The sequence below is a fragment of the Photobacterium profundum genome (genome assembly GCF_003026285.1).
Lineage (GTDB): Bacteria > Pseudomonadota > Gammaproteobacteria > Enterobacterales > Vibrionaceae > Photobacterium > Photobacterium profundum.
Genome location: NZ_PYOD01000002.1, coordinates 96,954 through 119,568 on the forward strand (window position 1 = coordinate 96,954; position 22,615 = coordinate 119,568).

Consider the following 22,615-nt stretch of genomic DNA (forward strand, 5'->3'; position numbering starts at 1 on the left):
GTGGGACATTCTGCGTGATGGTCACTGTGACTTTCACGTCTTGACCTTGTTGCTCGCCCGACAGGGTAACCGTGACAGCCACATCACCATTCGGCAATGTACCAACTAGGTTACCGTTATTATCCACTTCAAAGGTCAGCGCCTCGCCGCCCGAAGTCAGTTCATTTTGCAGTTCGGTGATCAAGTCACTTTGTAATGCTGGGTCGATTTTTACTGAACCCGGAACAAGGCTGTCTTCACCCGCTTTGATAACGAATGAGCCTGATTGTGATGCGGGGTATGTGGTGTCGGTATCGCTCGGATTAACACCGTCACCACCCGTGTCTAAATCGCCTTCATTCAGTGTGAGCGCACCTTGGTCATCACCCGCAGCATTGATGCCATCATTGATAGTGATATCCATCGAACCGTCAGTGGTATCGCCATCTTTATCAGTGGCAGTCACGTTCAGGTCAATATTGGTGGATTCACTGTCACCTTGATCGATCGGACCTGTTACAGTCACTTCATACGATCCGTCAGTCGCGATGGTCACTGTCATCACGGTGTCGCCAGCACTGTCGAGAACCGTCAGGGTATTCCCCACAACCGTAAACGTCGTCGCTTCACCATTACTGGTGATCCCTGTTAATCCAGGTTGAGCCACTTGGAACACAATGGTATCAATCTCATCAGAGCCCACATCCAGTGGGATCTGACCGGAAATCACATCGCCTTTCTGCGTGGTTTCATCAATTGTGATACCCGAATCAGTACCGAACGATGGGTTCGCACCATCGGTAATGGTGATGTCCACATTGGCAGGCGTATCTAAATCATCGCCGTCAGTATCAGTGGCTTGCACGGGCACATTGATGTGAATGTCATTATTGGCAGAAGTAATGTAACCCGTTCCGTCTGAGCCATTATGATCCAGTGGGACATTCTGCGTGATGGTCACTGTGACTTTCACGTCTTGACCTTGTTGTTCGCCCGACAAGGTAACGGTTACAGCCACAACACCATTTGGCAGTTTACCGACCAGATTGCCGTTACTATCCACTTCAAAGGTCAGCGCCTCGCCGCCTGAAGTCAGTTCATTTTGCAGTTCAGTGATCAAATCACTTTGTAATGCTGGATCAACCTTTACTGAACTTGGAACAAGGCTGTCTTCACCCGCTTTGATAATGAATGAGCCTGATTGCGAGGCTGGGTATGTGGTATCGGAATCGTTCGGATTAACACCGTCACCCGCCGTGTCCAAATCGCCTTCATTCAGCGTGAGCGCACCTAGGTCACCACCCGCAGCATTAATGCCATCATTAATAGTGATATCCATCGAACCGTCAGTGGTATCACCATCTTTGTCAGTGGCAGTCACGTTCAAATCAATATTGGTGGATTCACTGTCACCTTGGTCGATTGGACCTGTAACTGTGACATCGTACGAACCGTCAGTGGCAATGGTCACCGTCATGACTGGGTTATTCGCACTATCTACAACAGTAATAGTGTTGTCAGAAACGGTATACGTCGTTGGCAGACCATTACTCGTAATGCCAGTTAATCCTGGTTGGTTAGCTTGGAAAACAATCGTATCAATCGCATCTGAACCCAAATCCAATGGGATTTGACCAGAAATTACTTCGTTTTTATCTGTAGACTCATTAATGATAACGCCAGTATCCGTACTAAAAGACGGATCAGCACCGTCAGCAATACCGATATCAATTTTAACCGGATTATCGAGAGCATTGTTGCTGGTATCTGTGCCCTGAATAGACACATTAATATTGATTTGATCATCAACGTTGGTCACTAAGCCGCTATTGTTCGCGCCATCCGTATGATCAACAGGTTTATGTAATGTCGTCGTGATATCGACAGTAACATCTCGACCATTGGTGCTTGTATCTAAGTCAATGGTTAGTACCAGTTCGCCATTTTGCGTACCAATAATAGAATTCGTAGCTGCATCAAAGATAAATTCAACAGGCTCACTACCTGATGTGATTTCACTATTTAGCTCACTAAGTAAACTATCAAGAATGAGAGAGTCAAACGTAAAAGAGTCAGGATCGAGTGGTTGTGTTCCAGCTTCAATAGTGACCGATTGAGTAGTTTCTACCGGATATGTTCCTGCACTTAGATCGCCTTCCACCAAAGAAATAGACGCAGTATCGCCTCCTTCAGCTGTCAGAACAGCCAAGCTTTCATCTTCATTATTAGTTGCTTGTTGTTCATTGGCAGTATCGAAGCCAGCTTGCGCCAACATTTCGTCATTATCATAATTGATAACAACAAAACGGCTATTCGACGAACCCTGTACTTCATTACCAGCAGCTGCTGCTTCTAGCGTTTCTGTTGGGTCTTCGCCGGATAAAATTGCATTTTGAATTGCAGCTACATCATTCGATGAAAAGCTAGAATTACTCGCACCTTCTGCGCTAAACGATACACTATCACTAAGCTCTGAGATTTTTAGACCGTCTACGGACATCATGATACAAGCTGGGCAAGATTCATTCACAATCGTAGGGATGCCATTTTGCATCACAACAAATTTAGCACCTGCATTTGCAACGACTACATCATCTGATTGCATCTGATAGTCAGCTTTTATAGGAACAACCTTGTTCCCTGCTTTAATGATAAAAGCGACATCCTTTGAAGCCTGCATATCAACCATATTCTTTGTATCGTTCGTATCCATAAAAAGACCACTCAGTTAGCACTTGGATATGTACATACGCACATAAGATTTTATCTTTATTATTATTTTGTTAGATCAAACACCTAACTTCATCAGCATGGATAAAACCATGTATGTTTTTCAATATTTGGAAGTAATGTCTAAAAAGCACACTTTCCAATAATGGTACGTTAATCGTTAAACTGTGCTTCTATCACTTTTTTGACGTCATTTTGTGATAAAGCATTCATACTTTTAGTAAAAATAACACTTTACGTCAATATATTGGCAGTTTATCATTTGAAATAATCTGTTACAAACATACTAACAGAAGACAAATTAAACCAATTGCACATAAAAGTGTATTTTATAAGTAGTGAATAGCATAATGAGTAGATTCCTCATCCATGTTTTGTATAGAAAAACGTACCTTAAGCACCTGTGGAGCAAGATGCATTTAATGACATAAGAAAAAATAGTAAGATATGAAACTTTTACTCTATGTTTTATAAAGAATATTTTTTTAGGGCTAGAATGTAACTAGGTGTTTGTTGTATTCATTTTTAGGCTACTGCATTGGTAATTTTATGGCGAAAAAAAAACGACCACTTTCAACTACTCAATTAGACTTCGTTGATGATAAATCTGCGGCTTTATTGCTAAATACACCACATAGTGCGCGAATAATGCTTTGGGTAATGGTGTTGTTTTTTATCGTTGCAATTGCATGGGCATCTGTCGCCAAACTGGATAAAGTAACAGTGGGTACGGGTAAGGTAATACCATCATCTCAGCTGCAAATTGTGCAAAATCTAGAAGGCGGCATCGTCAAAGAGGTATTGATAAAAGAAGGGCAACATGTTGAACAAAATCAAAAGCTGCTATTGATTGATGATACTCTATTCCGATCCGATTTTCGTGAGCGAACGCAAAACTTGGCAGGCTCTCAAGCTGACTCTATACGCCTAAATGCTTTATTAAATAGCGTCACTGTTAACAAGAAAAATGCAAATAGTAACTGGCGAAAAAGTGTTGATATAAAAGATAACATTCTTAAATTTGATGCCAATTTTGAAGATAAACATAAGAGACTGGTTCAACGTCAAAAAAATGAATACAACGATAAAATTTCAAATGTTCAAAACCAGTTATCAGGAATGGCACAACAAATTAGTCAAAAAGAGCGTGAATTAATCGAAACTAAATCACGTATGAATAACCTTCGACGCAGCTACAACATCGCCAGTAAAGAATATAACATCACAAAGCCTCTAGCTGATGAAGGCGTTGTACCCAAGATTGAATTACTTAAGCTGCAACGACAACTAAACGATACTAAGCGTGAATTGACATCTGCAGAGCTACAGATACCGGTAACACAGGCAACAATTCAAGAAGTCATCTTCAAATATATTAATATTGCATCTAATTTTCGCTCTGAAGCACAAGCTGAATTGAATGAAACCAGTGACCAACTCGATAGTTTATTAGAATCACAGGTGGGTCTTGAAGATCGCGTCAATCGAACTGTCGTTTTATCTCCTGTAACAGGCACAATCCAAAAGATTTATGTCAATACTGTAGGTGGTGTCATTCAACCAGGAATGGACTTAGTTGAGATTGTGCCATCAGAAGATAATTTACTGATTGAGGCTAAAATCGCGCCTCAAGATATTGGGTTTTTACGTCCAGATTTACCTGTAATGCTCAAATTTAGTGCTTATGATTTTACAGTCTACGGTGGTTTATCCGGTTACTTAGAAACAATCAGTGCAGACACAATTCAGGATGAAGAAGGAAATAGTTATTACCAAGTACGGATAAGGACTGAAGATAACACCCTTAAAGGGCCAGATGGTGAGCCCTTACCTATCATCCCAGGCATGACCGCATCGGCAGATATCATTACAGGAAAGCGTTCTGTTTTAGATTATTTGCTTAAACCAGTGCTCAAAGCGCGTCAAACAGCGTTAAGAGAGTAATTATAATGATAATAAAACAACGCATTAAAAAAATCGCTCTACTTATTAGCCTACAATCTATGGCTATGCCTGTGATGGCTCAATCATTAGAGCAAGCTATTGCCCAAACATTAAGCTCAAACCCTGAAATTCGAAGTGCTTATAATGAATTTATGAGTCGTAACGAACTCATTGATGCATCAACGGGTGACTACCTACCCTCTGTCGATCTAGAGGCTGGTATTGGTTATGAAGACTACGATAATAAATTAGGTACTAAAGGGGAATTTGACCCTCGAAATGCAAAAATATCAATCAGACAATTACTGTGGGATGGCTCAATAACGTATAACGATATTCAGCGTAATAAAGCAGAAACAGAAGCTCAACGTTACCAATTATTGTCTGACGCACAAGATATGGCATTAACAGCCACTGAAAGTTACCTCGATGTATTACGCGCTCAAGAAATATTAGCTCTGTCTGAAGCCAACTTTGCGGTTCACCAACGCATGTATTCAGATATTAAAAAACGTGCCGATTCAGGTATTGGTTCTACTGCTGATCTTGCTCAAGTAGCAGGTCGTCTAGCTCGCTCAAACACCAATTTATTATCAGCAAAAAGTAACCTAAACGACAAAAACACAGCTTTTATTCGTACAATTGGCGCATACCCAGAAGCGTTGGAAAAACCAGAAGTCGACATCAATTACGTGGCGATCTCGCTTGATGACGCCATGGAAAAAGCACGAAAAAACAACCCTGTTATTTATGTAGCGTCTAATGACATCGAAGCTGCTCAGCAACAATATGAACAGGCTAAAGGCACATTTTATCCATCATTCAGTATTGAAGCTTCTCAAGAATGGGGAGAAGAACTCGATGGTTCACGTGGTGATACCGATGAGTTCAAAGCAATGCTAAAAATGCGTTATAACCTCTATAACGGTGGCTCTGATGCTGCAAAAAGTCGTCGTGCGGCATACCAAATCAATAAATCTAAAGATGTTCGTGATCGCGCCCACCGCATGCTAGATGAAGGCACGCGTTTAGCCTGGAGTGCCATGGAACTAGCATCTGATCAAACTAAATTTTTGCAAGAACATGTTGATGCTTCTGCTCGAACAGTCATCGCGTATGAAAAACAATTTAGGATTGGTAAACGAACATTACTCGACGTTTTGAACACAGAAAATGAGCTATTTGAATCACGAAAAGCCTACTTGAATGCCCACTACAGCGGTATTTTAGCCAAGTATCGTGTGTTAAATGCGACAGGTTTACTACTCGATGAAATGCGTGTTGATGTACCAGAAAGCTGGGTTAAAACAGTCAAATAAATAAGGGAATAATAACAATGAAACGAACTGTAACCGGTTTATTAGCACTCACCTTATTTGGCTGTTCTGTCACAGTGGAAGATCCGCCTATTGCTGAACAATCACAAGACCAGCGAGACTTCGATAAAGATGGTGTGATTAACGCCCGTGATAAATGTGCAGACACTCCACACTCAGCTATCGTTGATAACGATGGCTGCCCAACCAGCATAAACCGTGAAGAAGAGAATGATGTGCGGGTTCTTTTTGCCAATGATTCAACGGCAATACCTGAAGCCTTTTTGTCCGAAATTCAACGCATGGCTGATTTTTTAGATGTCTACCCAGAAGCGTATATTGAATTAAAAGGTTATGCGAGCCCTGTTGGTAACTCAGAATACAATATTGGCCTATCAAAACGACGAGCAACAAAAGTACGAGAGCAGCTCATTGCCGAAGGTGTTGCTCCTCAACGAATAAAAACAATTGGCTTTGGCGACGCTGAACCAATTGCAGCAGAATCAAGTGAAGCTACAAACACACTTAGCCGCCGTGTTGTTGCGCGTGTTATCGGTTCAAAAGGTAGCCTTGTTGAAGAGTGGACTATTTTTACGTTAAGAGATAATTAATGCATTTACTGATAATTGATCAAATAGAATGAAGAGAGTGGCTTTCTGGGTTCTCGCTCTATTATTATCAGCAAGTGCTATTGCACTGACGGATAAAGAGTCGAAACAGATCAATACCATCATGCAATTTTATGGCGAACGCGCTGGAAAGCGAGTGACGGCATGGCGGAATATTGTCAATGATAATGCTTTACAAGATATTGATACCAAGCTACAAGAAGTGAATGATTTCTTTAACCAGTTGATTTTTATTGATGATATCAAGTTATGGGGAAAAGAAGACTTCTGGGCGACCCCTCTTGAGTTTCTAGGTGTGGGGGCTGGTGATTGTGAAGATTTCAGTATTGCAAAATACTTCTCGTTGCGTGAATTGGGCGTTGCCGATAACAAGTTACGATTAGTATATGTAAAAGCCCTAAAGCTCAATCAATTTCATATGGTGGTAGCCTATTACCCTACCCCGTCATCTGTACCATTGCTGCTTGATAACCTTGATGGTGACATTAAGCCAGCAACAAAACGACCAGATTTACTGCCTATATACAGCTTTAATGCTAGCAAACTCTGGTTAATGAAACAGAAAGGACAAGGACAGTTAGCAGGTAAAGCTTCCAGGTTAAGTTTGTGGAATGACCTACGCCAACGTTCAGATCGTATAAAACTGAATAGACCTAAAATTAACTTTGATGAGTGACCACAATGACACTTTATAGACAACTCTTGATATGGATGCTGGTTGTATTTTTTGCGCTTATCACCTCTGTGTTTGTGATTCAATTCAACACAACACGTGACTTTTTACGTGAGCAACAATCAACAGAAATAGATAACGCGATCAGTGCTGTTGGTATGGCGTTGGCCCCCTATCTAGAAGTCAATGACACAATATCTGCAGAATCTGTTATCAACGCCACCTTTGACAGCAGCTTTTACAGCAAAGTGCACTTAAGTATGCTGAATGACAACGGGGAGATTATACGCAGCTACCCGACTCAGGTAACAGGTGTGCCCGACTGGTTTCAAAGCATAATCATCATTGAACCGATCACGCGTTCCACTACACTCACTAGCGGTTGGATGCAATTGGCAAGCCTCACTGTAACCAGCAGCTCGATCTATGCTTACCAGCAACTTTGGCAAGCCAGCTTACAACTCCTGATCGGTTTTACATCCACGTTCTTATTAGGCTTAATATTCCTCGCATTTATTTTGTCAAAAGTGCTCAAGCCACTAAAGGCGATTCAACTTCGTGCTCGTCAAATGTCGAATAATCAATTTGATGATCCTTTATCTATTCCCAAAATTCGTGAATTAAGTGATGTTGTTGTTGCGTTTAACCATATGAGCGCACAGCTTAAAATCCATTTTGAGCAACAAGCACAAGAAGCCGATAACTTACGTATTAGGGCTTATCAGGATCCAGTTTCAGGGCTGGCAAACCGTAGCTACTTAATGACTCAGCTTAATTCTTGGTTAACATCACCATCAGAAGGCGGCATTGCATTATTGAAAGTTGATTTAATCACAGATGCCTATGCACTCGATGGGTATGAGGCCGGTGACCACCTCGTACAAACACTGTCTGTTCGAATGAAAGAACTCATCAATGATGATTACACTATCGCACGTCTTAACCAATGCGAATTTATGTTACTCGCGCCAAATATCACAGCTGCAGAGCTAAAGATAATTGGCAGCTCATTACTGCACATGACATCTGAACTGCAGAGCGATCCTCTTGATCTTGCTCCAGTTCAAGCGACTGTCGGTTTAGTCATGCGCAACCATGATGACAATATTACATCGCTACTTGCTCAAGCTGACAATGCTTTAATGCAAGCAAAGCAACAACCGCAAGAGCCCCTTGCATTATTTGATGTAAAAGAGCAAAGCGACACCAGTAAACAAACCACTATGGGTAAGCAACAATGGAAAGCATTAGTAGACGAAGCTATTGCTAATAAGTTGTTTAAATTCAACTTTCAAAAAGCAATTGATCATCACCAGAATACCCTCCATCAAGAAGCATTTGCCTACATAAAGAAAGGCAGCCAACATTATTCGGCAGCACAATTCTTAGGTGCAATAGAACAATTAAATGCGGGTACACATATGGATATGCACATCATCGATGAGCTATTCATTATGCTAAATAGCGATAAAAATGTCGGTAACATTGCCGTTAATATTACAAAAAGCAGTGTGAACGACACTGGCTTCATTCGCTGGTTAGCCAATAAAATGCAATCTAACCCACAATTGAAAGAACGCATTATATTTGAGCTTCCTGAAATTTGTTTTATCAAACATAGCGACAATGCAGGGTTATTGTGTGAAATCATCCATCAAAATAACTTCGCCTTTGGTATCGATAATTTTGGACATAATTTCAGTTCGATCGGTTACCTTAATAAGTTTCGTCCGGCTTATGTAAAACTGGATTTTGCATATACTCACCAAATTGAGCATCAAGTCAAAGCTGATGTACTCGCATCAATTACCCGCACAGCGAATAATCTATTAATTACCACCATCGCCACTCGTGTTGAAACAATCAGCCAACAAGAAAAGCTGACCGAACTCATGGTGCGAGGTTTCCAAGGCTATGTGGTAGATAAAATAAATAGCGAGAGAACCGTATGAAAGACCCTCTACTGCAGTCTTTAGTCTATGTTAGCCGCTATTATGGACAGGCTAACTCTCCTGAAGCCTTGGTTGCAGATCTCCCCCTAGCCGATGGTCTTCTTACTCCATTTCTTCTACCTCGTGCGGCCGAAAAAGCAGGTTTACAAGCCAAAGATAGCAAAATTGCACTCAAAGACATCTCACCGTTATTATTCCCTGTCGTCGCACTATTAAAAGGCGGCGATGCATGTGTTGTACTAAGTGTAGATAATGAAAAAGGCGAAGTAGAAGTTGTGCTGGCGCAATCAGATGATAGCCAGCAATGGATAAGCCTTGATGACTTAAACCAGCAATACACTGGTCATTTATTTTTGATGAAAAAACGCTTTCGTTATGATGAGCGTTCACCTGAAATATTAAAAACCCGTGATGGCCACTGGTTTTGGAGTACGCTGTGGGAATCTCGTAATATCTACCGAGATGTTTTCATCGCTTCCATTTTGATCAATATATTTGCTATTTCTGCCCCTCTTTTTACTCGTCTTGTTTACGATAAAATAGTACCTAATCTTGCGTTTGACTCTTTATGGGTACTGGCAATTGGTATCACCATTATTTTTGGCTTTGATTTAGTGCTAAAAGTCATGCGCAGTTACTTCATTGACTTAGCCGGAAAAAAATCAGACCTGTTAATTTCAGCTAAAATATTTAGCCGAGTAATGGGCATTCGAATGGAAGCCAAGCCACCTTCGGTGGGTGCGTTTGCTCGCCATATGCAAGAGTTTGAATCTATAAGAGAATTTTTTACCTCTGCGACCGTTTCATCAATGATTGATTTACCTTTTGCATTGATGTTTCTTCTTATTATTTGGTTTGTTGCAGGCCCTCTAGCACTTGTTCCTTTGGTTGCGGTAACTATTCTGGCTATTTATAGCTTACTCATTCAACGCCCTTTACGCCGTAGTATTGAAGAAGGTTCTCGTCTTTCATCGCAAAAAAATGCGAACTTAATTGAAAGCTTAAGTGGCTTGGAAACCGTGAAACTGTTTGGGGCACAAAATCAGTTTCAATATCGTTGGGAAGAAGCGGTTGCCCACATGGCCAACTGGGGGATCAAATCTCGTCGTCTTACCGACTCGGTTCAAAACACGGCTGGGTTCTTACAGCAGTTTGTGTCCGTTGCCATGATCGTATTTGGCGTATATCTCATTGCTGATGGTCAGTTAACCATGGGCGGACTCATTGCCGCCACTATGTTAAGCGGACGAGCTGTTGGCCCTATGGTACAACTTTCATTGCTATCAACTCGCTATAATCAAGCAAAATCAGCGATGACAATCATCGAGCAACTCATGCAAATGCCGACAGAACAAGAAGACGGTAAGCGCTACATTCACCGTCCTGTTATCAAAGGTAAAATTGAGTTTAATAAAGTGAGTTTCACTTACCCCAATGCAACCAACGCAGCACTTAAAGACGTGAGCTTCACGATTAATCCGGGTGAAAAGGTAGCCATCATTGGGCGTATTGGTTCAGGGAAAACCACGATTGAGCGCTTGATTATGGGCTTATACCAGCCCATAGAAGGATCGGTTCAAATTGATGATACCGATATCAATCAGCTTCATCATATTGATGTACGCCGTAATATTGGCTGTGTACCACAAGATATTACTTTGTTTTTCGGTTCTATTCGCGACAACATCATACTGGGTCGCCCGTTAACGACGGACCAAGAAATTCTGCTTGCAGCAGAACGCGCAGGGGTAACAAGCTTTACGCAGCAAGATGCAGCTGGCTTAGAGAAGCAAGTCGGTGAAGGGGGCGCATCTCTTTCTGGGGGCCAGCGTCAAGCCATTGCTATTGCACGCGCGATTGTTGGTAAACCTCCCGTGCTGTTAATGGATGAGCCAACAAGCAGCATGGACAACCGTTCAGAAATGTACATTAAGCATCAATTAAAAAGCTTATCTAAAGACGAAACGCTTATTCTTATCACCCATAAAACCAGTATGTTAGATATCGTTGATCGCTTAATCGTGATGGAACAAGGGCATATTATTGCTGATGGTCCTAAAAATCAGGTGCTTAAACAATTAAGTGAAGGCAACGTTAGTCGAGCAAGGGCAAGCAACGAATAAGCCACATAGCTCAAAGAAAAGAAGCTAGCCATAACTGCCAATGATAAAATAGAAAAATAAACAGTAAGAAGTACTTGAGCAATAAAATAAAAGTGGTGAGTTAAGCGCTATATCCACAGCCCTAATTCACCACTTTTGATTGTTAAGTGCAGTCACTAAACAGAAGATAATTGTTTCTAATCTTCACTGCCCTTTTCTTCTTGTAGTTTCTCGACAACATCCGAGTACCCTTTTGGTGGTGGTGTCCAGCCACGTTCACTCTTTGCATGTTTGTCACTGCGCTCACCTTTCATCGCTTCCCCTAGAGCTTCTTCTAGCTGCATAAAGAGTTCACGATAAGAGGCATTAAACTTGTTCTCTTCCGTGCTTTCTTTCCATGTTTGATAGAGCACTTCTTTGCTTTGCGCTTCTGTTTCGACAAATGCGGCTTTAAGCTGCTCTGCACGGAATGGATGAAAGCCAACGTCTTTCAATGCTTGAGTACCTAGTGCCAATGCAGAACGGTAGGTTTCGCTAATCATATAATCAGCCCCTGCACAACGTAGCGCATAATGATGTCCTCGGTCGTAGGCACGCGCCAATATGCGAATATGCGGATAGGTTTTTCTCACATATTTCACCAATTCAACCGCACGCTCTTTATCATCGATAGCCACAATCATAACTTTGGCTTCTTCTATTCCTGATGTGTGCAGCAAATCAGGACGCGTCGCATCACCAAAGAAGCTTTTAATGCCTATACTGCGCATGTTTTCAATCTGACCAACCTCGTGATCGAGTACGACGGTTTTAACCCCATTAGCCACCAGCAAGCGATTAACAATCTGACCAAAACGACCAATACCCGCGATAATTACCGTACCTTGCTCATCAATTACATCGGCCTCTCGTTCGTTTTCTGTTTTCTGGAAACGCGGTAAAATTACCTTGTCGAACAAGATAAATAAGCCCGGTGTTAAAAACATAGACAGAGCTACAACTAATGATAGCGTCTGTGCAATATCAGTTGGCAGCACATGGTTTTGCACGGTATAGCTCAATAGAACAAAACCAAACTCACCCGCTTGTGCCAAGCTAAGAGCAAAAAGCCAACGATCGCTACCTTGCACCTTAAAGATGAATGACAGTACAAGCAACACGGTAGCTTTAATAAGCATAACCGCCAGTGTTAGACCAATTACTGTACCGAACTCACCGAATAACACATTAAAATCAATGCCTGCACCGACTGTGATAAAAAATAACCCCAGTAATAGACCTTTAAACGGCTCAAGGTTAGATTCAAGCTCATGTCTGAATTCGCTGTTAGCCAGTACGACACCGGCTAAGAAAGTGCCCAGCGCTGGTGATAACCCAACCAGACTCATTAAAGCAGCAATACCAATCACCAGCATAAGTGCTGTGGCGGTAAATATCTCTCGTAAGCCTGAACTGGCAACAAAGCGAAATAGTGGACGACTTAAAAAGTGCCCACCAACAACAACGATAACAATCGCAGTAATAACAACAATGGCGTACGCCCACCCCGGAAGCCCTACAACAAGGCTAAGCTCTTCGCTATGTTCAGATGCTGTTTGCACTAGATTTTGCGCTTTTTCTACTAACTCTGGTAACGCCAACAATGGAATTAACGCCAGCATTGGGATAACCGCAATATCTTGGAACAGAAGAACTGAAAATGCAGTACGACCGCCTTCAGTCTTACCTAGCCCTTTCTCATTAAATGTCTGCAATACAATTGCAGTTGAAGACAATGAAAAAATCAAACCAATGGTTAAAGCAACCGTCCAACCAATTCCCATAGCCATGGCAATTGCCATAACTATAAAGGTACTAAGCCCAACCTGTAGCCCTCCTAAGCCAATAAGGCGATGGCGCATATCCCAAAGCATTCTTGGTTCTAACTCTAGCCCCACTAAAAACAACATCATCACAACGCCAAATTCAGCAAAGTGTTGAATGGTGGTTGTCTCGCTACCCACTAAACCAATAACAGGCCCGATTACCACACCTGCAATTAAGTACCCTAATACGGAACCTAACCCTAATCTTTTAGCGATTGGCACTGCAATAACAGCCGCAAATAAATAAATAAATGCCTGAAGAAAATACCCCGTCATGAATAATCCTTAATAAGTCGTGGAAGATCATGATTTAGTTTTGATAACTCACTTGCGAGTACCAAATCCATCTTATTATCTCGCAAAGCAACGAGCACTTCCTTCCAATCATCGACATGTGCATGAATACGCTTTTCTTCAACAGCAGTACGCGATCCAAACAAAGCAAATGGTGCTAGAAACTGCATACCCGTTAGATCAGCCGTTTGCTCTAAAGGTTGAAGTAATTCTCGAATAGTAAAATGATTATACCCATCTGAATGATAAGCTTTTTCAGAACCACCAGCGGTTAGTGAGCATAAGAAACTTTTACCATGTAGTGCCGTACCATTTGAACCATAAGCAAAACCATATTCCAATACCAAATCTTGCCACTCTTTTAAAATCGCTGGTGTTGAATACCAGTAGAGTGGAAACATAAAGACAATAACATCGTGATCACGCAAACGTTGCTGTTCGATATCGATGTTAATTCTAAATGTGGGGTACTCACTGTAGAGATCTACCGTTGTTACATTATCAATAGTTTTGGATGCTTCAAACAATGGTGAATTAACTTCTGAACGCGATTGCGACGGGTGCGCAAAAAGGATCAGTATTTTTTTTGGTATGTCAGACATGCTGTCCCTATGATTTTTGTTTTAATTATTTTTTCTGTTTATAGCTCGATGGTTTATACCTTGATACTTAATCGACATATAACATTATCCCTACAGATTAACTTAAGCCACTGATATAAAAATAGAACAGATGAAAGAATTTACGATTAAATTACAATGAGAATATCATTATGGCTCTTTTTTTTCGTTCGTTTTTTGCTCTAAGCTTGTTGCATCCCAATAAATGTAAACAGACTCATTTTTCAATTTAAAGATCACACCATCGACCCCCAGCCCTCTTTGCCTATAAACGGCATTCCCCTTTTGATCTTCATAGTTACCAGGGGTATCCCCTATAGGTATAAAGCTATAAGTGACCTCATCAGATCGCGTTATCGTTACATGTCCTCGCCGTTGAGAAAATGTACAAGGAAACGAAATAGCTGGCTGTTCACTGCCTTTTATATATATATCGCAACGAGCGGGTGTTTCATCAGCATAAGCCACCCCATTCAACAAAACGCTTAGCAAGCCCAGTACCTCCCACCGCACTTTGCCCTTAAATACGCTATTTACCGTCTTCATCGTTCAATTCCAAGCTCATTAGACTTTTAAAGTGTATACCCAAGTAACCCTCAAGGTGCAGGATTCAGAGCACCTTAAAGTAACTTGGGCATAGCCGGATAAATGAAATTTAAGGCTCCAAAAAACAAAGCTAGATACACAAGTTGAGATGTTATAACATAACTTAAATTATATTAAGTCAAGTCTATTAGACGCGTTTAAGGGCGTGTTAAAGACATATGATAATGACAATAAGAGCCTTAATTTGAATATTTTTATCAATCAATTAACCAGCCTTCTCAAACAACATCGTCACTCAAAAGGAATATTGTCTCGTCTTTTTACTCTGATCTTCTGTGTGCTATTTCCATTCACAGTTCAAGCTCATCCTCATTCTTGGATTGATTTAAAAACTGAAATAGAGGGCAGCCAAAATCAAATAACCGGACTTAAAATGTCTTGGACTTTTGATGCAATGACATCCGCTTACATGCTTGATGGTGAAGATTTATCGACTGAAAACAAAGCAAAAACGATGCAGAAAGTCGCAGCCTCTGTAATGCAAAATATGATTGCTGAGCATTACTTTACGTACTTTTATGATGGTGAAACGCCCATCAAGTATTCTTTAGCCAGACGGGGGGTACTCACCCAAAATAGAACAAAGCTCACGCTTGATTTTGTTCTCCCACTATCGAAACCCAAAATACTCGATGGAAATCCATTAAAGCTACTGATTTTTGAGCCAAGTTATTACGTTGATATGAGCTGGCAAAAAAAAGGAGATATTCAACTTTCTCCCGATCTTGCTAAACACTGTTCATTGGAGTTAATTGAACCGAAGCCAACCTCAGAGCAAATGTCTTATGCAATGTCACTACCTGCCGATGCCGATCCTGATAATGCTCTCGGGCAATTATTCACGCAAACGGTCTTGATTACATGCTCAGAGAATAAAGGATAAATTGATGATGAAAACACAAATAGCACAACCTTTCTTCTTTTCAAAATACGGAATACTCATTTTAACGGGTTTATTTCTTGGTACTGGATATGTCATCTGGCAAGCTTGGCCTTCACTACTGATTTCAAGCATGCAATGGCAAAAAGACATTAATAATCAACTCAGTGAACTCTTATACGATGCTCAAGCCGACAGCATAGCTGCGGGGTTATCTCTAGCTGGACTTAGCTTTATCTATGGCATGTTACATTCTTTAGGGCCTGGCCATGGGAAATTGATTGTGAGCACATACTTAGCCACCCACCCCACCAAAATTAAGCTCAGTTTAACCCTCACGGTATTATCAGCATTGTTACAGGCCGTTGTTGCTATTGCACTTGTCTCAACCTTGCTTGTTATCTTTAATTCATCGATGCGTGAAGTAAACAGTGAAGCTAACCGCTTCGTTACTCTGAGTTTTTATACTGTTGTTATATTAGGGCTTGTTATTGTGTGGCGTAATTTACGTACACTTTGGCAATCTTTTCGGTTAAACCAATCCCTCAAGAATGCACAACAGCCGCAAACACCTGCCTTCGTATTCAACACAAATAACATTACAGCCATAAAACACATACCAACAAATACGGCCAAGCCTAACGTGATATTACGCTCAGCTCAAAATTCGCATACTCTCCCCGACGATAATTTTCACAGTAGTGACTGTGGTTGTGGCCATCAACATTTCGCAGACGCAGAGGTCATCAATAGCGCTTCTTCAATCAAAGAGTATTTGGTGATTATTCTGAGTATAGGCATCCGACCTTGCACGGGTGCCATTATGGTGTTGCTGTTTGCAAATATGGTAGATATGTATTGGCTAGGTGTTGTAAGTGCATTCTTAATGGCCATTGGCACGGCGCTAACAACGTCTATTATCGCAATCATGACGATAACAGGAAGACAGTTAGTTAAGCGTTATCTTAATGGGAATAAACAACAAATAGACCGTAATTCCAAAGACAATAAGAATGCAGATACTTCACTTCACTTGGCAGGAACAACTGTTCAACTAGCAGGCGGGGTTGCATTAATTTTGATGGGCGCGGTACTGCTTAGCTCTCAGCCTGTAGGCATGTCGCCCGTATTCTAAATTATCACTTCCATATTATGTAACAGCTAAATAAAAGCCCAAAATCAATTGCTTATTATTAGCAAATAAATATTGGGCTTTTATAACACTCATTAGCAATTAAATACTCATCGAATTGAATGTCAATTAACGTTAAACATAAGCATCAGTGCGATAGTGCTTTCACAATTGTATCCACATTATATTGCATCATTTCAATATAGGTAGATGCTGGTCCTTCAGAGCTGGATAACGCGTCAGAAAATAGCTTACCACCAATTTTAGCTCCAGTTTCTCGGCTAATTTGCTCAATCATTCGGTTATCGGCAATATTTTCCATAAACACCGCAGTTACATTATCTTCGCGTATTTGCGTAATAATTGCAGCAACATCAGCTGCACTGGCTTCCGATTCAGTACTTGTACCTTGTGGAGCAATGAAAGTCACATCAAAGTCTCGAGAAAAGTAACCAAAAGCGTCGTGTGGCGTTATAACGTTACGCTGTGATTTAGGAATTTTAGTAATTTCAGCATGTAACTGAAGTTCAAGTTTATCAAGCTTTTGAATGTAATGGAGGGCATTCGCTTCATAATCATTGGTGTTTTTAGGATCGACCTTACTTAGCCCCTTTTCAATGTTTCTCACATATATTTTCACATTCGCAATGCTATTCCACGCATGGGGATCAAACTCACCATGATGATGGTGATCATGTTCAGCATGCTCTTCATGATGGCCATTATCGTGCTCAGCATGGTGTTCGTGTTCAACATGATCGCTATCATGAGTATCATGTTCGTCATTATTATGATCACCTTTCATTGCATCAATTCTATCAGACGCAACCACTTTTTCACCGATAAAATTGGAAGACTCAACCAATCGTGGCATCCAACCTTCAAATTCTAATCCATTCACCACTAACAACTTTGCATGAGTAACCGCTTTTGCGTCCATAGGGCTTGGGCTATATACATGTGCATCACCATTTGCTTTCACTAATGTTGTTAATGAAATATGCTCGCCACCCACTTGAGAAACCAAATCCCCCAAAATTGAAAAACTAGCAACAACAGGCACTTTTTCTTCAGCCATAGCCGTCGAGCTCATACCTAAACCCAAAGCTATAAATGAAAGCATGAGAGGAGATTTTGACATTTTGTATTCCTTTCCGTTAATACGCAGAACTGTTTTTAAAAAGTAAGCCACCGTGTCGACCAAAAAGTAACGACACAATGTAGATACACCCCATAACAAGTACGATTGCAGGACTTGTTGCGAGGCTGACGTGAAATGAAAGAAAAAGACCGAGATAGCCGCTTATAACGGAGGTAACAAAAGCAATTAGCAGCATTCCTCCTAGCTTTGCAGTCCAAAAACGGGCGACAGCGGCTGGAAGAATCATTAACCCCACAGCCATTAGCGTGCCTAGAGCATGAAAACCTGCGACTAAATTCAGTACAACTAGTAATAAAAAGCCATAGTGAGCGACAGCACTTAGCTTACTGACGGTCTTAAAAAAAGCAGGATCAACGCACTCCATTACCAACGGACGATACAATACCGCCAGCGTGAGCAAAGAAATGGTAGCAATAGACGTTAATAAAATAAGTGCGTCGTTATTCAACGCTAATGTCGAACCAAATAACACGTGAAGTAAATCAATATTACTGCCTTTTGCTGAAATAATGAGGACGCCAGACGCGAGCGACAATAAGTAAAAAGCCGCCAAACTAGAGTCTTCTTCCGCATTCGAGTGGCGTGCAACTACCCCAGCTAATATTGCGACAATGCAACCCGCGATAACGCCACCGATGGTCATGGCTGTAACAGAAACGCCAGAGATTAAAAAGCCAATCGCAGCACCAGGTAATATTGCATGTGACATCGCATCGCCCGTTAGGCTCATCTTTCTTAAGGTAAGAAAAACACCGACAGGCGTTGCACTAGCACTTAATACGATACATCCCCACAATGCGCGTTGCATAAACGAAAATTCAGCGAAGGGTTGAATAAACAATGTATATAAATCTGTAATCATGAGATATTTCGACCATAAAATGGCAGTTCTGTCTGTGATAGAGAATTGACCGAATACTCTGTGTTAAGTGGCGACATTTCAGATGACAAGTATTGATAACCAGCCTTCGCTAAATTTTCACCTGTCATTACTGTTTCTGTTGTTCCACTGGCAATCAATTGTGTTGCAATTAGCATTACGTTAGGAAAAAATCGTCTCACTAATGCTAAATCATGAATAACTGCGAGAATGGTTTTGCCTTTACGTTGACAGTCATGAATGACGGTCATTAAATCTTCCGTTGTTTGCGCATCAATCGCATTAAAAGGCTCATCCAATAACAAAACATCGGCATCCTGCATTAACATTCGCGCAAATAACATACGTTGAAACTGCCCGCCCGATAATGTACTTATTTGTCGGTCGTCAACACCAATAAGGTTTACTTTATGCAATGCTTCTTGGAGCAAACGTTGCTCAGTTCGACCAAAAGCCCGCCAAAAACTAATTCGTTGCCATGATCCTGCCGAAACAAATTCACGTACCGTTATTGGAAATTGACGGTCTATTTGATGACTTTGTGGTAAATAAGCAATATCCTTCAAGCATCGATGACCAAGATCGATACAGCCCGAACTTGGCTTTAGTTGCTGCATAATACTTTTGAGGAGTGTGGACTTGCCTGCTCCATTCGGACCAACGACAGCTATCAATTCCCCTTCTTCAATGAATGCAGAAACCTCATCTAAAGCGAGTGACTCTCGGTAGTGAACACTCAAATTAGTAATATTAATCATAAGATCACCACTACAATAATTGACTAAGAACAGACCAAAGACAGCAGATAATCGCAACAGCAACACCTAAGCGAAAATTCACACTTCTAAGCAATAATGACGCTGAAGGTTTACTCGAAAGAGCATTAAATATTTCTTTATTACCTTTATATGAATGTAATGTTATATCATTACACTCATGGCATTTAATTGAAGAAAATAAAGAGGATTGGAATTCATGTTTCATGAGTAGTTATAACTTAAGCCAAATGCATAATTACGATTTAGTTATGTTATAACATAACACTAGCCTTATGCAAAAGGATATTAGGAAAGATATTAATCACCCACTTTCAAAGTTGAAACAATGTAGGTGGTACAATGATCTACAAAAAAGCCCTACCAATATGATTAACACATTGATAAGGCTAGCTATAATTATAATTTACTCAAGTTAGCGGAAACTGTATTAAACTTGGTCCCAAGGGCCACCAGCGCTGCCAGGTTGATCACCTTTTGTCCACCACTTCGCTTTATAAGTCACACCATTGAAGCTTGCTTGATCTCCTGCCGTGTAGGCTTTATCTGCTTTCCACTCACCAGTCGTACCATCGTTAAATTCAACCCAAACAGAACTTGAACCTGGTTGCTCGCCTTTCGTCCACCACTGTGCGGTGTACTTCACACCACCGAACAGAACAGTATCACCTGTATTGTATATTGCGTCAGCATTCCACGTTGTATCCCCACCCGTGCCTGATTCAGCTTTTACATTTACAATAACAGTCGCCACATCAGATGCTTGACCATCATTAACGGTAACCAACACGTCAATTGTGGTATCAACTTGTGTTGTAGGCGCTGTAACAGTGATATCAGCACCTGTCGCGGTTACTGCAACCGTACCAACAGATGAAGAATAGACCAATGTATCACCGTCTGCATCTTGTGCTGAAACTGAAATCACAACAGTTTTACCACTGTCAACAGTTACAGAAGCAGGCGTAATGAGTACTGGCGGCGCATTTTCAACGACGCCTGAACCTTTAACATTAACCACAACATCTTTTATCACGCTCTTTCTACCATCACTGACCGATACTGTAACTATCACCTGAGTATCTGTGGCGGTATTAACGGCTTGATAAGTTACCGTCGCAGAACCATTACCATTATCGACAACGGTGGCATTCGTGGCGGTGAAAGACAATGCATCACCATCGGTATCTGTCGCAGAAACAGAGAAACTTACCGTTTGACCAGAATCAACGACCTGTGCTGTTGGCACGCTTAATACTGGTGCTGCGTTAGGAACAGTGCCAGCACTAAACACACGGTCAATGGCTTCAGCCAAAGGCGAGCTTAATTTAGTACATTCTTTCAGCTTTGTACCATGGCTAATAAATGTGCCTTCACATTTAATATCACCATGAACTTGCCACACTATTACGCCACCAAGATCATTATCAACAATGTATTGGGCTTTTTTCTCGATAGAAGGCACATCGTCATAACTTAAGAAATATTTACCTTTCACAGCATAAGGTACTTCTGCAGCTGCATCCCATTTATGCTCCCAACCACCGGTTTGTAGAATGAAATTATAATTTGGCTGGCCTTCGAATTCTTTCCAGTTATCTAAATCAGCGGAAGATAATGTTGGCCCATCAACACCAAAGTTAACGGTACGTTTTTCAGTAGGGGCCCCAACATACGCTGTGGCTTCAGATGTTTGAACGCCACGCCCATAAAAGGCAGCACCGAAGTTAATTTTGTTCGATGGGATACCTTTTTGTGCCATCCATGTTCGCAATGTATCAAGGTTTAGCCCTTGGTATTCCTCTTCAGGGTACGGATACAATGGAGCATTGTGGCCCGCAACGTTCGACCAACCACCATTTAAGTCGTAGGTCATCATGTTGAAAGAATCCATCGACGCAACAAGACGGTTCCAGTCGTACCCTTCTAACTTTGCTGTCGATGCAGAAAATGCCGCGGTTAACAGTTTATTGGGGCCAATCCGTTCACGAATATCTTCCATTAGCTGTTCAAAGTTAGCGTAATCTTCAGGGTTACCCGCAAAATTCATTCCGCCAAAACCCGGATATTCCCAGTCGATATCAATACCATCAAAACCCAATGACATCACTTTATCTATATCAGCAAGAAAACGTGCTTTCTTTACCGGATCGGCCGCCATTTCAGGAAAGTGTTTCGACATACTCCACCCCCCCAAAGATGCCATTACCTTCACACCTTTTTGATGGGCAAGATCGATCAAGCCAGGTGCCCCACCCGCTTTCTTTAATGGAATAGGGAATTGGCCTTGAACACCTGTCGGCTCATGTAACCAACCACTTCCACTTTTTACAAACCCTTGTTCTTGTACTTTACGTAGACTGTCAGCCTCCCATGCTTCATTACCAGGATACTGATGAACATACTCGAGCTCCCCCCAAAGAATGTCAAAATCCCAACTAGAATACACATCAGGGTGTAATAATGGTCCAGGTTCTTGTACGGCATTCGGCTGGTAAATACTTTTATTACGTAAATCACCACTGTGTAATGAGCCGTCTTTTGCAACACCAAAGAACGAAAAATTAAGAATAGAGTAGATATCCATATCTACATTTAAATGCGTTGCTTCACCTTTTACACTAAACCCAGCACTTGGCCCTTTCCATGCCTCCCACTGTGTAATATAGCCAATTACATTTTTATCGTGTGTTGGCGCTGCGTAAGCGGTAGAGGCCATTCCTGCCATCAACATACCTGTAATGGCACCAGCCATTTTGCTCAGGTTCAATCCCTTTTGCATTGTTATCTCTCCACGTTATGGTCAAAAAATAATATAAATTCGAGTTGCCTTCTTTTTCATGCATATATCTTCAGGTTTTTACGTAAAAAAGAGCGTTCTTACCTTCAAAACACAACTGCATTTCTAATTGTTTTGTTTAGGCACTTAAATACTCCCTTAATTGACAGTTAGTTAACAAAAACACCAGCTGTACAATTAACGTCCTTTAAGTGTTAGCTATGTTTTTTTCTATCGCGAATAAATGTTGTCATTTTTAGATACCACATGAGAAATAAATGTAACAAAGTCGCAAC

The 22,615-nt window shown here is 41.2% G+C and carries 16 protein-coding genes (1 of these 16 running past the window's edge); 8 read left to right on the forward strand and 8 right to left on the reverse strand.

The annotated features are described in order from the left end of the window. On the reverse strand, positions 1-2,692 hold the start of the coding sequence (locus C9J48_RS27825) for a T1SS-143 repeat domain-containing protein (RefSeq protein ID WP_006229289.1). It extends 26,846 nt beyond the left edge of the window; 2,692 of the gene's 29,538 nt are visible here — the first part of the coding sequence; it begins with the start codon at positions 2,690-2,692; its stop codon lies beyond the left edge, outside the window. A 566-nt stretch (positions 2,693-3,258) separates the two neighbouring features. Here C9J48_RS27825 and C9J48_RS05295 point away from each other — a divergent pair. From C9J48_RS05295 to C9J48_RS05320, 6 genes are read left to right on the forward strand one after another with little or no spacing between them, the layout of a single operon-like run. Next, the gene (locus C9J48_RS05295; protein ID WP_006229288.1) at positions 3,259-4,653 is read left to right on the forward strand and encodes an HlyD family type I secretion periplasmic adaptor subunit; all 1,395 of its coding nucleotides are present in this window, start codon (positions 3,259-3,261) and stop codon (positions 4,651-4,653) included. Positions 4,654-4,658: 5 nt separating this feature from the next. After that, positions 4,659-5,972, forward strand: a complete 1,314-nt coding sequence (locus tag C9J48_RS05300; protein ID WP_006229287.1) for a TolC family outer membrane protein — start codon at positions 4,659-4,661, stop codon at positions 5,970-5,972. A 17-nt stretch (positions 5,973-5,989) separates the two neighbouring features. After that, a complete protein-coding gene (locus C9J48_RS05305; protein ID WP_006229286.1) occupies positions 5,990-6,580 on the forward strand; it encodes an OmpA family protein in 591 nt (196 codons plus the stop codon). 28 nt (positions 6,581-6,608) lie between these two features. Further along, positions 6,609-7,274, forward strand: coding sequence for a transglutaminase-like cysteine peptidase (locus C9J48_RS05310; protein ID WP_036802615.1), 666 nt, complete (start codon positions 6,609-6,611; stop codon positions 7,272-7,274). 5 nt (positions 7,275-7,279) lie between these two features. Beyond that, positions 7,280-9,223 (forward strand): bifunctional diguanylate cyclase/phosphodiesterase, encoded by a 1,944-nt coding sequence (locus C9J48_RS05315; RefSeq protein ID WP_036802613.1) that lies wholly within the window; start codon positions 7,280-7,282, stop codon positions 9,221-9,223. Continuing rightward, complete coding sequence (locus tag C9J48_RS05320; protein WP_006229283.1) at positions 9,220-11,346, forward strand: type I secretion system permease/ATPase; 2,127 nt, start codon at positions 9,220-9,222, stop codon at positions 11,344-11,346. Before C9J48_RS05315 ends, C9J48_RS05320 begins: the two co-directional genes overlap by 4 nt. A 176-nt stretch (positions 11,347-11,522) precedes the next feature. On the opposite strand, the gene C9J48_RS05325 is transcribed toward C9J48_RS05320, so the two are convergent. From C9J48_RS05325 to C9J48_RS05335, 3 genes are all read right to left on the reverse strand, one after another. Further along, a complete protein-coding gene (locus tag C9J48_RS05325) occupies positions 11,523-13,466 on the reverse strand; it encodes a monovalent cation:proton antiporter-2 (CPA2) family protein (RefSeq protein WP_006229282.1) in 1,944 nt (647 codons plus the stop codon). Next, on the reverse strand, positions 13,463-14,086 hold the full coding sequence (locus C9J48_RS05330) for an NAD(P)H-dependent oxidoreductase (protein ID WP_006229281.1): 624 nt from the start codon (positions 14,084-14,086) through the stop codon (positions 13,463-13,465). The genes C9J48_RS05325 and C9J48_RS05330 overlap by 4 nt, the downstream gene beginning before the upstream one ends. 168 nt (positions 14,087-14,254) lie before the next feature. Further along, on the reverse strand, positions 14,255-14,650 hold the full coding sequence (locus C9J48_RS05335) for a hypothetical protein (protein ID WP_006229280.1): 396 nt from the start codon (positions 14,648-14,650) through the stop codon (positions 14,255-14,257). 307 nt (positions 14,651-14,957) lie between these two features. Between C9J48_RS05335 and C9J48_RS05340 the strand changes: the two genes are divergently transcribed. Next, entirely contained in the window at positions 14,958-15,593 is a 636-nt protein-coding gene (locus C9J48_RS05340) for a DUF1007 family protein (RefSeq protein WP_036802940.1), read from the forward strand. A gap of 4 nt (positions 15,594-15,597) precedes the next feature. Then, positions 15,598-16,725: a nickel/cobalt transporter gene (locus C9J48_RS05345; RefSeq protein WP_006229278.1), complete on the forward strand. Its 1,128-nt coding sequence runs from the start codon at positions 15,598-15,600 to the stop codon at positions 16,723-16,725. A gap of 145 nt (positions 16,726-16,870) precedes the next feature. On the opposite strand, the gene C9J48_RS05350 is transcribed toward C9J48_RS05345, so the two are convergent. From C9J48_RS05350 to C9J48_RS05365, 4 genes are all read right to left on the reverse strand, one after another. Beyond that, positions 16,871-17,863 (reverse strand): metal ABC transporter substrate-binding protein, encoded by a 993-nt coding sequence (locus tag C9J48_RS05350; protein WP_006229277.1) that lies wholly within the window; start codon positions 17,861-17,863, stop codon positions 16,871-16,873. A 16-nt stretch (positions 17,864-17,879) separates the two neighbouring features. Continuing rightward, the gene (locus C9J48_RS05355) at positions 17,880-18,746 is read right to left on the reverse strand and encodes a metal ABC transporter permease (protein WP_006229276.1); all 867 of its coding nucleotides are present in this window, start codon (positions 18,744-18,746) and stop codon (positions 17,880-17,882) included. After that, on the reverse strand, positions 18,743-19,579 hold the full coding sequence (locus tag C9J48_RS05360; protein WP_006229275.1) for a metal ABC transporter ATP-binding protein: 837 nt from the start codon (positions 19,577-19,579) through the stop codon (positions 18,743-18,745). The genes C9J48_RS05355 and C9J48_RS05360 overlap by 4 nt, the downstream gene beginning before the upstream one ends. A gap of 391 nt (positions 19,580-19,970) precedes the next feature. Continuing rightward, the gene (locus tag C9J48_RS05365; RefSeq protein ID WP_006229274.1) at positions 19,971-22,322 is read right to left on the reverse strand and encodes a glycosyl hydrolase family 18 protein; all 2,352 of its coding nucleotides are present in this window, start codon (positions 22,320-22,322) and stop codon (positions 19,971-19,973) included. Positions 22,323-22,615: the final 293 nt, after the last annotated feature.

Coding starts and splice junctions, on each gene's coding strand:
- C9J48_RS05295 (WP_006229288.1), top strand. CDS start 3,259: ATGGCGAAAAAAAAACGACCACTTTCAACTACTCAATTAGACTTCGTT.
- C9J48_RS05300 (WP_006229287.1), top strand. CDS start 4,659: ATGATAATAAAACAACGCATTAAAAAAATCGCTCTACTTATTAGCCTA.
- C9J48_RS05305 (WP_006229286.1), top strand. CDS start 5,990: ATGAAACGAACTGTAACCGGTTTATTAGCACTCACCTTATTTGGCTGT.
- C9J48_RS05310 (WP_036802615.1), top strand. CDS start 6,609: ATGAAGAGAGTGGCTTTCTGGGTTCTCGCTCTATTATTATCAGCAAGT.
- C9J48_RS05315 (WP_036802613.1), top strand. CDS start 7,280: ATGACACTTTATAGACAACTCTTGATATGGATGCTGGTTGTATTTTTT.
- C9J48_RS05320 (WP_006229283.1), top strand. CDS start 9,220: ATGAAAGACCCTCTACTGCAGTCTTTAGTCTATGTTAGCCGCTATTAT.
- C9J48_RS05325 (WP_006229282.1), bottom strand. CDS start 13,466: ATGACGGGGTATTTTCTTCAGGCATTTATTTATTTATTTGCGGCTGTT.
- C9J48_RS05330 (WP_006229281.1), bottom strand. CDS start 14,086: ATGTCTGACATACCAAAAAAAATACTGATCCTTTTTGCGCACCCGTCG.
- C9J48_RS05335 (WP_006229280.1), bottom strand. CDS start 14,650: ATGAAGACGGTAAATAGCGTATTTAAGGGCAAAGTGCGGTGGGAGGTA.
- C9J48_RS05345 (WP_006229278.1), top strand. CDS start 15,598: ATGATGAAAACACAAATAGCACAACCTTTCTTCTTTTCAAAATACGGA.
- C9J48_RS05350 (WP_006229277.1), bottom strand. CDS start 17,863: ATGTCAAAATCTCCTCTCATGCTTTCATTTATAGCTTTGGGTTTAGGT.
- C9J48_RS05355 (WP_006229276.1), bottom strand. CDS start 18,746: ATGATTACAGATTTATATACATTGTTTATTCAACCCTTCGCTGAATTT.
- C9J48_RS05365 (WP_006229274.1), bottom strand. CDS start 22,322: ATGCAAAAGGGATTGAACCTGAGCAAAATGGCTGGTGCCATTACAGGT.